This window comes from uncultured Wocania sp., assembly GCF_964021735.1.
GTDB lineage: Bacteria > Bacteroidota > Bacteroidia > Flavobacteriales > Flavobacteriaceae > Wocania_A.
Genome location: NZ_CAXIBN010000098.1, coordinates 1 through 12,196 on the forward strand (window position 1 = coordinate 1; position 12,196 = coordinate 12,196).

The window sequence follows — 12,196 nt, forward strand, 5'->3', positions numbered from 1 at the left end:
GTTTCATCTTCATAAATAACAAGTTGTGCTTCATTAATTAATTTTTTAAGTGGAAAGTTACCATTAATTTTAGGTAAGTAGTCACCATTTTCGTCTAACTGTCTATAGGTTTTTTTAAAGTAATCTAAAGCAGACATATCTTTAGACCCATTATTATCACTATCAACCATTCCATTAAATAAATCAACAATAGCCATAGAGCCTTCAGCTCCCTTTAAATATAGTTTTTCATCACCTAAGGTTTTGTTTCCATTTGATAAGGGTATACTATAATCATTTATAAAAGTGTTTAACCTATTACCAGTAATATTTAATGTGTAAGTATCTTGATCTTTGTTTCCATTAATAGATGAATCCTTTGAGTAATATATAGTAATGTTAGCAGTGCTTAAATTAAAAAACGTCATGTTTCCTTTGCCATCAATAGCTTCGGCTTTAAAGTATAAGCCTCTAAAATAATCTTTAAAATTATTAGCATTACTTAAAACTGGGTCGTCTTCTTTATCAAAAATTATAGTTTTCCAGTAGTCTTTATCTAAATGCACCCTTAATGCTGGTACTTGCCTATCGAAAACGTCTTGATTTCCTTCTGTAGTTTTTAAAACTATGGTTTTACTACTTGGAACATACTGTTCTAGCTCATAAATAACCTCACCTTTATGAGCTTCAAAATTTATAACATTAGTGCCGTCAAGAGCCGAATTTGTTGAACTACTTGCATTAGAGTAATAATTTTGTGTGTCGTTAAACTCAGAATTCGGGTTGAAACCCCTTAAAAAGTAATTGTTTCTGTAAACTGTTAATTTTATTGGAGAACCACCGTATAAAGAGTCTTTGATGGTATATTTAACCTCAGAAGAGCCTTCTTCTGTGCCATCTTCTTTACTGTAATAAGGCACTTTTAAAATCACAGAATCTATTACAGGGTTATCTCCAAAATTAGGATTGGAAACAGACGGTGTTACTTGCGTTATAATGCTTGCTGTAGTTTGTCCATAAGCAGGGTCGTTAAAGACTCCAAACAAGTTTGATGATAAACCGTTAATTTGCAAAGAATCTAATTTTTTATTGTATGCTAAAATTTGAAGATTTAAATTATCAGTATTAAAATTAGCATTGTCTTTTCCTAAAACATCACTTTCAATGGTGTTAAAATCTTTGTCGCAGGCAATAAGTATTACCATAGCTAACAGGAAAGTGCTAGAGAATTTAAGGGCTTTAAATATTTTTTTCATATATTCTTTTTAAATGAAATGTGAGGTTAGTTACAAACTTTTGTATTAAAAAATTCTGTGTAAGCTTCACCAAATTCATCTTTACTTTTGTACTCTAAAATAGGTTTGTCTGATGCTTTTAAATACGATTCTAAAGTTTCAGGAATATTTTCAGATCCAACTATTAATGCATCAGAATAGTCAATAGCAACTTTCATTAAATTATTATAAGACGGTTCTTCAAGCGTTTTAATAGCGTTATCATCTATATTATCAAACTTAATTTTATTAATCATGTCTTTGTTTAACGTACCATCAAAACTTTGATTGTATATAGAAGTAACAATCTTACTTTCGTTAAACAATGGTTCGTCTTTATAATACGCTTTTAAATATAAAGGCAGTAACGAAGCCAACCAACCATGGACATGAATAACATCTGGCGACCAGTTTAGTTTTTTAACCGTTTCTATAACACCTTTTGCAAAGAAAATTGCACGTTCGTCGTTATCAGAAAACAATTCACCATTTTCATCGGTAAGTGTTGCTTTGCGTTTAAAATACTCATCATTATCAATAAAATAAACCTGTATACGTTCTTTTGGTATAGAGGCTACTTTAATAATAAGTGGCATATCTAAATCATTAATAACCAGATTTATACCAGATAATCTTATAACTTCATGTAGTTGATGCCTTCTCTCATTAATATTGCCATATCGAGGCATGAAAATTCTTATTTGCCCACCTTGTTGATTTACCAATCTAGGAGCTTCAAAAGACATAGATGAAATTTCAGTCTCGGGTAAATAAGGCACTACTTCAGATGATACATATAATATCCTCTTATCTTTCATATGTTAGTTTTTGTTGTCTTTTTGTAGCTATATAAATGAATAGCTTTTTGAGAATTCAAAATAAAAAACACGCAAAAGTACAAAATTTTATGCGAATTGCCAGTAAAATATTAAGTTTGCAAGCGTTAATTTTTTATTAAATAATGAAGATTTTTTCACAAAAAATGCAAATTTCAGCTGAGGTTGATGAATTAAAAGCGAAACAACTCTCCGTAGGTTTAGTGCCAACCATGGGTGCTTTACACGAAGGACATTTGGCTTTGGTTAAAAAAGCTTTAAATGAGAACGATAGGGTTGTGGTAAGCATTTTTGTAAATCCTACACAGTTTGATAATAAAGACGATCTTAAAAAATATCCAAGAACTCTAGATGATGATGTGGCCTTATTAAAAACAGTCTCAAAAGATAAAATTTTAGTTTATGCTCCAGCCGTTGAAGATATTTACGAAGGCAATACTGTATCGCAAAGTTTCGATTTTGATGGTTTAGAGTTTGAAATGGAAGGGAAATTTAGAAACGGACATTTTGATGGTGTTGGTACTATTGTAAAACGTTTTTTCGAGATTGTAAAACCGCATCGTGCATATTTTGGAGAAAAAGATTTTCAGCAATTAACAATCATTAAAAAGTTAGTTGAAAAGCATAATATACCTCTTAAAATTATAGGCTGTCCAATTCATCGAGAAACCAGTGGTTTAGCAATGAGTTCTCGCAATATACGACTAAAGCCTGAGTACAAAAAAGCAGCCCCATTTATCTACAAAACTTTAAAAGCTGCCAAAGAAAAATTTGGCACAAAAAGTGCTATTAAAGTTTCGAGATGGGTTGAAAATGAGTTTGCTAAACACGAGTTATTAAAATTAGAATATTTTATTATAGCAGACACAAAAACCTTAAAAACAGTAACAAGAAAATCAAACAAAAAAGCGTATAGAGCGTTTATAGCCGTATATGCAGACGATATTAGATTGATTGATAATATCGCATTAAATTAATTATCTTTGCAGCATGCAAATTCAAGTCGTAAAATCTAAAATTCACAGAGTAAAATGCACAGGTGCAGAACTCAACTATATAGGCAGTATAACCATTGACGAAGATTTAATGGATGCAGCCAACATTATACAAGGCGAAAAAGTTCAGATTGTAAATAACGATAACGGTGAACGTTTAGAAACTTATTGTATTCCTGGACCAAGAAACAGTGGAGAAATCACATTAAATGGAGCTGCCGCTAGAAAAGTATCTGTTGGCGATACACTTATTTTAATCACTTATGCTTTTATGGATATTGAAGAAGCAAAAGTGTTTAAGCCATCATTGGTATTTCCAGATGAAGCCACAAACTTGTTAAAATAAACTTTGAATCAAAAGACAAAAAATATACTAAAAACATTACTCCCATTATTATTGGGAGTTTTTTTGGTTTGGTATTCACTGTCTAAAGTTTCTGTCGAAGAGTTATTGGTTTACGCCAAAAACGCCAATTATACTTGGATTGTTTTAGGAATGTTTTTAGGGCTTTTAAGTCATTTGTCACGTGCTTACCGTTGGCGTTTTCAATTAGAACCTATGGGTTATAAAATTAAATTGGGTAATAGTATTATGGCAGTTTTTGTTACTTATTTAATTAATTATACTATTCCCAGAGCAGGCGAAGTTGCTAGAGCATCGTTACTCACAAATTATGAAGACGTGCCTTTTGAAAAAGGTTTCGGCACCATTGTAGCCGAACGTATTGCAGATATGCTGGTTATGTTAGGTATTATAACCATTACGCTTTTTCTTGAATTCGATTTTATCTATAATTTTTTAATTGAAAAATTCGATCCTATAAAAATCACTATGGCATTAGTTGTATTTGTTGTTTTAATGATATTGTTTTTTACATATATAAAGCGAAGTCGTTCTAAAATAGCATTAAAAATTAAAGCGTTTGTAAACGGACTTATTGAAGGCGCACTGAGTATTTTTAAAATGAAAAAAAAGTGGGCATTTATTTTCCATACTTTATTCATTTGGGGCATGTACGTACTCATGTTTTATGTCACGTCTTTTTCACTCGAAGAAACTAGTAATATTCCTTTTGCAGCCATATTAATTGGTTTTATAGCAGCAAGTTTTAGTATTGCAGCTACCAATGGGGGCATTGGCTCGTATCCGCTAGCTATTTATGCAGCATTTTCAATTTTTGGAATTGCCGAAGAACCAAGCATTGCATTTGGCTGGATTATGTGGGCATCTCAAACCATTATGATTATTGTTTTTGGTGGTCTATCATTAATTTATTTACCTATCTATAATAGAAGGTAGGCTTTGAAAAAAGATTAAAAAATTTCAAAATATCGATTTGAGTTTTTTCTAAAAGTACTAAGAATAGCTTTTTTAAACTTTCACTTAATTTCTTACCTTGCCCATATTAAATCTCAAATCATTTTAAAATGAAAAAGCCAATCATTTTTTTATTACTATTATTTTGCACTTTACATACTATTGATGCTCAAGTTAAATACGAAACTTTTGAGTCTTCAAAATTAGGAGAGACACGCGAACTTAAAATACAGCTACCAAGAGGTTACAATAATAATCAAGATAAAAAATATCCATTATTTATTGTTTTAGATGGTGATTATTTATTTGAAGTAGTTGCAGGAAACGTAGATTATTACTCGTATTGGGAAGATATGCCAGAAGCTATTGTAGTTGGTGTTAATCAATTTGATAAACGATTTGATGATTGCATGTATTCTGAACAAAACTCACTACCTATTGAAACTGGTGCTGCTTTTTACGAATTTATAGGTATGGAATTAATTCCGTATATAGAAAAAGCTTACAGAGCTGAAAATTTTAGAGTCGCCGTTGGACATGGAGAAACCGCAAATTTCATTAATTATTTTTTATTAAAGCAGCAGCCAATATTTCAGGGCTATGTGGTTATTAGTCCAGAATTAGCACCTAATATGCTCGATTATATTCCAGAGCAATTAGGTAAGATTGAATCTAAAATATTTTATTATTTAGCAAATACAACCAACGATGCATCGTCCATAAAAAAGATGACAAATGCTTTAAATGCAGACATATCTGCTTTGGAAACTAAAAATGTATTTTATAATTTTGATAGCTTTCAAGATGTATCCCATTATTCAGTGCCAGCACATGCTTTGCCAAAAGCAATAGAGAGTATTTTTTATGTGTTTCAGCCTATTAGTAAAAAAGAATATAAAGAGGTTATACTAAAGCTAGACACGTCTCCTGTTGAATATCTTGAAGAAAAATACAAAACCATTAATGAGCTTTTTGGCATTGAAAAGCAAATTCTAATTAACGATTTTAAGGCTATTTCGGCAGCCATTGAAAAAACAGAACAGTTTGAATATTTTGAAGCTTTAGGGAAAATAGCCCGAAAAGAATATCCCGAAACTTTATTAGGAAACTATTATTTAGCACGTTTTTATGAAGAGACTGGCGAACCTAAAAAAGCAATGCGCACCTATCAATCGGCTTATATGTTAGATGAAATAGCAGGTATTACAAAAGATTTAATGCTAGAAAAAGCCGATTTAATTAAATCAGATTTCGGGTATTAATGGCAAAAGTTAAAACTACTTTTTTCTGCCAGAGTTGTGGCAATCAATATGCAAAATGGCAGGGGCAATGTACTGCTTGTAAAGCATGGAATACTATTGTTGAAGAGGTTATTCAAAAACCAGAAAAAAGCGATTGGAAATCACCTACATCAACTGTAAAACGAGTTTCGATTCCTTTAAGAATTAACGAAATTGATAGCTCTAAAGAAGCAAGACTAGATACGTTTGATGCCGAATTTAATCGTGTTTTAGGGGGTGGTATTGTTCCAGGTTCCTTAACGCTTTTAGGTGGTGAACCCGGAATAGGAAAGAGTACTTTGCTCCTTCAAATTTCATTAAAGTTACCATATAAAACCTTGTATGTTTCAGGTGAAGAAAGTCAGAAACAAATAAAAATGCGTGCAGAACGCATCAATCCAAATAACAACAATTGTTACATTTTAACTGAGACTAAAACTCAAAATATCTTCAAACAGATTGAAGTTTTAGAACCTGACATTGTTATCATCGATTCCATTCAAACTTTACATAGCGATTATATAGAGTCGTCTTCTGGAAGTATATCGCAAATAAAAGAATGTACTGCAGAGCTTATAAAATTTGCTAAAGAAACTGCAACACCAGTGTTATTAATTGGTCATATTACAAAAGATGGAAACATTGCTGGCCCAAAAATTTTAGAGCACATGGTCGATACGGTTTTACAGTTTGAAGGTGACCGTAATCATGTTTTTAGAATTTTGCGTGCCCATAAAAACCGATTTGGCTCAACCAATGAATTAGGGATTTACGAAATGCAAGGTTCTGGATTACGAGAAGTTTCTAACCCATCAGAAATTTTAATTTCTAAAAAAGACGAAGAATTATCTGGGAATGCCATTGCTGCAACTTTAGAAGGTATGCGTCCTTTAATGATTGAGGTGCAAGCCTTGGTAAGCACTGCAGTTTATGGTACACCACAACGGAGTGCCACAGGATTTAATGCTAAACGATTAAATATGTTGTTGGCTGTTTTAGAAAAACGAGCAGGTTTCCGTTTAGGGGCAAAAGATGTGTTTTTAAACATTACAGGCGGTATTACAGTAGATGATCCTGCGATAGATTTAGCGGTTGTGGCATCTATTTTATCTTCAAATGAAGATGTGGCACTGCAAAAGGATTTTTGTTTTGCTGCCGAGGTAGGTTTGTCTGGAGAAATTCGCCCCGTACAACGCGTAGAGCAGCGTATTTTGGAAGCTGAAAAATTAGGCTTTTCAACTATTTTTGTGTCTAAATACAATAAAATTTCATTTAAAAATACGGTTATTAAAATTCAATTGATTTCTAAGATTGAGGATTTGGTAGATATAATTGTTTAATTTATAACAGTACCGTCTGCCTTAAATTCAATATCCTTATTCTTTCCTTTTCGTTTAAATTCTACATCATAAAAAAGACCTTTTGAGTGATGCTGAACTTTTTCAATCTCAGTGATTTTGCCGTTATAGTCTTTTTCGATTTTATCTCTAATAGGTTTAGGCAAATCTTTTTTATCGATACTGCTTTCAGTCTCAATCCACATGCCATTTGGTTTAAAATCAGCTCTATATTTTATACCATCAATTTTAAAATTTGATTCATAATTACCATTTGAATCTTTATGCCAATCTGGGTCATTTTCACCTGGATATTTTGCTTGAAATGTTTTTTTAACAGCATCAGGAACTTGACTATTTACTGTTTGATTACAGCTAAAAGTTAAAGCCAAACAGATTGCAGTAACAAGTAATGATATATTTTTCATAAGAAATATTTTTAGAATTAATTTGTGTTATACAAAGATAAACATTAATCAATGTGTTTAATTAACGGATTTCCTATGATTATTAACTCAAACAAAATACATACGTTTTATATTAAAAACAGTGCTGTTTTCTCAAAATTCCTTAAATTCGCATCCTTATTACAAAAGAGAGTAAATGAGCACGAAATTTCCTGAATATAAAGGACTTGACTTACCCAATGTAGCAAACGAGATACTGCAATATTGGCAAGAAAATAACATCTTTGAAAAAAGTATTTCCACTAGAGAAGGCAACAAACCGTATGTGTTTTATGAAGGACCACCATCTGCAAATGGACTTCCTGGAGTACATCATGTTTTAGCACGTGCTATTAAAGATATTTTTCCGCGTTATAAAACCATGAAAGGTTACCAAGTTAAGCGCAAAGCGGGTTGGGATACACATGGTTTGCCAATAGAATTGGGGGTAGAAAAAGAATTAGGCATTACCAAAGAAGATATCGGTAAAACCATTTCGGTTGAAGATTATAATGCGGCTTGCCGTAAAGCCGTTATGCGCTACACAGATGTTTGGAACGACCTAACTGAAAAAATGGGTTATTGGGTAGATATGGATGATCCATATATTACTTACGAACCAAAATACATGGAATCTGTTTGGTGGTTGCTAAAACAGATTTATAATAAATCGTTACTATATAAAGGGTATACCATTCAGCCCTATTCGCCAAAAGCAGGAACAGGGTTAAGCTCGCATGAGTTAAACCAACCAGGAACGTATCAAGATGTTACAGATACAACGGTTGTGGCACAGTTTAAAGCTAAATTAGAATCGCTGCCTGAATTTTTACAAAACGAAGGCGATGTTTATTTTTTAGCTTGGACAACCACACCTTGGACGTTGCCAAGTAATACCGCTTTAACCGTTGGTGCAAAGATTGATTATGTGTTGGTTGAAACTTATAATCAATATACTTTTGAGCCTATAAAAGTTGTTTTGGCTAAACTTTTGGTAGCTAAACAATTTGCAGGAAAGTTTAAACAAGTTGAAGACAAATCAGAATTACTAAACTATACATCTGGAGATAAAAAAATTCCGTTTTACGTTGTAAAAGAATTCACAGGCAAAGATTTAGTAGGCATCACATACGAACAACTTTTACCTTATTCATTACCAAACGATAATCCAGAACATGCATTTCGGGTTATTTCTGGAGATTTTGTAACCACAGAAGATGGTACAGGTATAGTACACACCGCACCAACTTTTGGAGCCGATGATGCTTTAGTGGCAAAGCAAGCTACGCCAGAAGTACCACCCATGTTGGTAAAAGATGAAAATGACAATTTAGTACCGTTGGTAGATTTACAGGGCCGTTTTCGTCCAGAAATGGGTGAATATGCTGGTAAATATGTAAAGAACGAGTATTATAATGATGGTGAAGCTCCAGAGCGTTCGGTCGATGTAGAGTTAGCTATTCAATTAAAAACAGAAAATAAAGCCTTTAAGGTTGAAAAATATAAACACAGTTATCCAAATTGTTGGCGTACTGATAAACCTATTTTATATTATCCATTAGATTCTTGGTTTATAAAAGTGACTGATGTTAAGGATAGAATGCATGAACTAAATAAAACCATTAATTGGAAACCAAAAAGTACAGGTGAAGGACGGTTTGGTAATTGGTTAGCAAATGCAAATGATTGGAACTTATCGCGTTCAAGGTATTGGGGTATTCCGTTGCCAATTTGGAGAACCGAAGATGGTAAAGAAGAAATTTGTATCGGATCTGTTGAAGAACTGAAAGTTGAAATGCAAAAAGCAGTTTCAGCAGGGGTTTTAAAAGCCGATATTTTTGCAGATTTTGAAATTGGAAACAACTCTGAAGAAAACTATGCTAAAATCGATTTGCATAAAAACATTGTAGATAATATTGTTTTAGTATCGCCAACTGGTCAAAAAATGTTCCGCGAAAGCGATTTAATTGATGTTTGGTTCGATTCTGGATCTATGCCTTATGCCCAATGGCATTATCCATTTGAAAATAGAGAGCTTATTGATGGCTCTCGTCATTCCGAACTTGTTTCGGAATCTCATGATGAGGACCTGAAACAAGTTCAGGTTGACAAAAGAGCTTTTCCTGCCGATTTTATTGCAGAAGGTGTCGATCAAACACGAGGATGGTTTTATACACTTCATGCTATCGGAACTATGGTCTTCGATTCTGTAGCCTATAAAAATGTAGTGTCTAACGGATTAGTGTTAGATAAAAACGGGCAAAAAATGTCGAAGCGTTTAGGAAACGCCGTAGACCCTTTCGACACCTTGTCAACTTATGGTGCAGATGCAACACGATGGTATATGATTATGAATGCAAATCCATGGGATAATTTAAAGTTTGATGTTGACGGTATTGAAGAAGTAAAGCGTAAGTTTTTCGGAACACTTTATAACACCTATTCATTCTTTCAATTGTATACAAATTTAGATAATTTCACGTATTCTGAAGCTGATATCCCTTTGGCCGAAAGACCAGAAATAGACCGTTGGATTCTTTCCGAATTACATACATTGATTCAAAAAGTAGATGCGTTTTATTCAGAATACGAGCCAACCAAAGCAGCGAGAGCGATTTCAAATTTTACACAAGATTATGTAAGCAACTGGTTTGTACGTTTAAGTAGAAGACGTTTCTGGAAAGGTGATTATCAGCAAGATAAAATATCAGCATATCAAACGCTTTACACTTGTATGGAAACCATTGCCAAATTGAGTGCGCCAATTGCTCCTTTCTTCATGGATCGCTTGTATCTCGATTTGAATTCGGTGACTAAAAAAGAAACTTTTGAAAGTGTGCATTTAGCAGATTTTCCGGTTTTTGATGCATCTTTTGTAGATAAAAGCTTAGAACGAAAAATGGAAGCTGCTCAAACAATATCATCATTAGTATTGTCGTTAAGAGCTAAGGAAAAGATAAAAGTACGTCAGCCGCTTCAAAAAATCATGATTCCAGTTGATAGCGTGCAACAAAAAGAAGAAATTTTAGCAGTTTCTGAGCTTATAAAACATGAAGTAAATGTGAAAGAAATAGAACTTCTAGAAGATGCTTCAGATATTTTAGTAAAACAGATAAAACCTAATTTTAAAACTTTAGGACCGCGTTTTGGGAAGGATATGAAAGCCATTGCTAATGAAGTAATTAACTTTACAGCAGAAGATATTAACAAAATAGAACAAAATGGTAATTTGGATGTAGAAGTTAATGGAAAAAAGATTACTTTAGAACGCACAGATGTAGAAATTATATCGCAAGATATTGAAGGTTGGTTAGTTGCAAACGAAGGTGCTTTAACAGTAGCTTTAGATGTAACACTGACTGATGATTTGAAAAAAGAGGGTATTGCAAGAGAATTGATAAATCGTATACAAAATTTACGTAAAGATTCTGGGTTTGAAGTTACAGATAGAATTGATGTAACACTTCAAAAAGATACTAATATTGAAAATGCTGTAAAGCACAATATTGGATATATTAAAACAGAAACATTAACTGAAGAATTAGAAATTATAGAACAAGTAAATAATGGTATAGAAATTGCTTTTGATGATGTAAATACCAAATTATTTATTAAAAAACATTAAAACATGGCAGAAAATACTGTAAGATATTCAGATGCTGATTTAGCCGAATTTAAAGCCTTAATAACAGAGAAAATAGAAAAGGCAAAGCATGATTTAGAGCTTATTAAAAGTGCGTATATGAACGACCATAATAATGGAACTGAAGATACGTCGCCAACCTTTAAAGCTTTTGATGAAGGTAGTGCAGTAATGAGTAAAGAATCTAACTCGCAATTAGCTATTCGTCAAGAAAAATTTATTCGTGATTTAAAAAATGCATTAATACGTATTGAAAATAAAACTTACGGTGTTTGTAGAGTTACGGGTAAATTAATTAACAAAGAACGTTTAAAATTAGTACCTCATGCTACATTGAGTATTGAAGCTAAAAACATGCAGTAATTTACATTATATTATAAATAAAACGTCTCGCTTTTTATATCGAGACGTTTTTTGTTTGAAAACCAATTGTCACCTTGAGCGCAGTCGAAAGGTCTCCATTACACTTTATGTCACTAAAAAAATCCATTTTTATTATCATAATAATTTTACTTATCGACCAGATTAGTAAAGTTTATATAAAAACCCATTTTGCACTTCAAGATAATGTTGAAGTTTTTAAATGGTTTAAAATATATTTTATTGAAAATGATGGAATGGCTTGGGGTACAAAAATTAGCGATTTTGTATCTTTTATAGACGATAGAACCGCCAAAGTAGCCTTAACTTTATTTAGAGTTGTTGCCATTTTCGGGATAGGGTATTGGTTATATGATGTTACAAAAAAGAAAAGCCCTAAAGTTTTAATATTAGCCATTGCTTTAATTTTTTCAGGTGCTTTAGGGAATATTATAGACTCCGTTTTTTATGGTGTTTTGTTTGATGATAGCTACAGTCAAGTCGCTACATTTTTACCAGAAGCTGGAGGCTATGATGCGCTTTTACACGGCAAAGTAGTAGATATGCTTTACTTCCCATTATGGAAAGGATATTTGCCAGAGTGGTTGCCTTTTTTTGGTGGTGATTATTTTACGTTTTTCGAGCCTGTTTTTAACATCGCCGATATGGCAATAAGCACAGGATTTATTATGCTTATTGTTTTTAATAAAAAGGCTTTTCAGAAGAAG

Annotated in this window: 11 protein-coding genes; 8 read left to right on the forward strand and 3 right to left on the reverse strand. The window is 32.6% G+C overall.

The genetic code is table 11. The features are described 5' to 3' along the window. Together AADI82_RS09795 and AADI82_RS09800 are read right to left on the reverse strand one after the other, a co-directional pair. Positions 1-1,235: DUF4270 domain-containing protein (locus AADI82_RS09795; RefSeq protein WP_341216266.1), on the reverse strand; the 1,235-nt coding region annotated here is incomplete at its 3' end. A gap of 26 nt (positions 1,236-1,261) precedes the next feature. Then, a complete protein-coding gene (locus tag AADI82_RS09800) occupies positions 1,262-2,071 on the reverse strand; it encodes a glycogen/starch synthase (RefSeq protein ID WP_341216267.1) in 810 nt (269 codons plus the stop codon). A gap of 143 nt (positions 2,072-2,214) precedes the next feature. Here AADI82_RS09800 and panC point away from each other — a divergent pair, with 143 nt between their 5' ends. From panC to radA, 5 genes are all read left to right on the forward strand, one after another. Beyond that, complete coding sequence (gene panC / locus AADI82_RS09805; RefSeq protein WP_341216268.1) at positions 2,215-3,066, forward strand: pantoate--beta-alanine ligase; 852 nt, start codon at positions 2,215-2,217, stop codon at positions 3,064-3,066. Between the two features lie 13 nt (positions 3,067-3,079). Continuing rightward, the gene (gene panD / locus AADI82_RS09810; RefSeq protein WP_034042051.1) at positions 3,080-3,430 is read left to right on the forward strand and encodes an aspartate 1-decarboxylase; all 351 of its coding nucleotides are present in this window, start codon (positions 3,080-3,082) and stop codon (positions 3,428-3,430) included. Positions 3,431-3,433: 3 nt separating this feature from the next. Beyond that, positions 3,434-4,384, forward strand: coding sequence for a lysylphosphatidylglycerol synthase transmembrane domain-containing protein (locus AADI82_RS09815; protein WP_341216269.1), 951 nt, complete (start codon positions 3,434-3,436; stop codon positions 4,382-4,384). Between the two features lie 128 nt (positions 4,385-4,512). Then, positions 4,513-5,664, forward strand: a complete 1,152-nt coding sequence (locus AADI82_RS09820) for an alpha/beta hydrolase-fold protein (protein WP_341216270.1) — start codon at positions 4,513-4,515, stop codon at positions 5,662-5,664. Next, positions 5,664-7,022 carry a DNA repair protein RadA gene (gene radA, locus AADI82_RS09825; RefSeq protein WP_341216271.1) on the forward strand — a complete coding sequence of 453 codons (1,359 nt, stop codon included), beginning with the start codon at positions 5,664-5,666 and terminating at the stop codon, positions 7,020-7,022. The genes AADI82_RS09820 and radA overlap by 1 nt, the downstream gene beginning before the upstream one ends. Here radA and AADI82_RS09830 read toward each other — a convergent pair. After that, complete coding sequence (locus AADI82_RS09830; RefSeq protein WP_341216272.1) at positions 7,019-7,447, reverse strand: PepSY-like domain-containing protein; 429 nt, start codon at positions 7,445-7,447, stop codon at positions 7,019-7,021. The genes radA and AADI82_RS09830 overlap by 4 nt on opposite strands. A 175-nt stretch (positions 7,448-7,622) precedes the next feature. Here AADI82_RS09830 and ileS point away from each other — a divergent pair, with 175 nt between their 5' ends. The 3 genes from ileS to AADI82_RS09845 form a co-directional block, all read left to right on the forward strand. Further along, positions 7,623-11,090, forward strand: a complete 3,468-nt coding sequence (gene ileS / locus AADI82_RS09835; RefSeq protein WP_341216273.1) for an isoleucine--tRNA ligase — start codon at positions 7,623-7,625, stop codon at positions 11,088-11,090. 3 nt (positions 11,091-11,093) lie between these two features. Continuing rightward, positions 11,094-11,471, forward strand: a complete 378-nt coding sequence (locus tag AADI82_RS09840) for a TraR/DksA C4-type zinc finger protein (protein ID WP_034042044.1) — start codon at positions 11,094-11,096, stop codon at positions 11,469-11,471. 107 nt (positions 11,472-11,578) lie between these two features. Continuing rightward, on the forward strand, positions 11,579-12,196 hold a 618-nt coding region (locus AADI82_RS09845), incomplete at its 3' end, for a lipoprotein signal peptidase (RefSeq protein WP_341216274.1).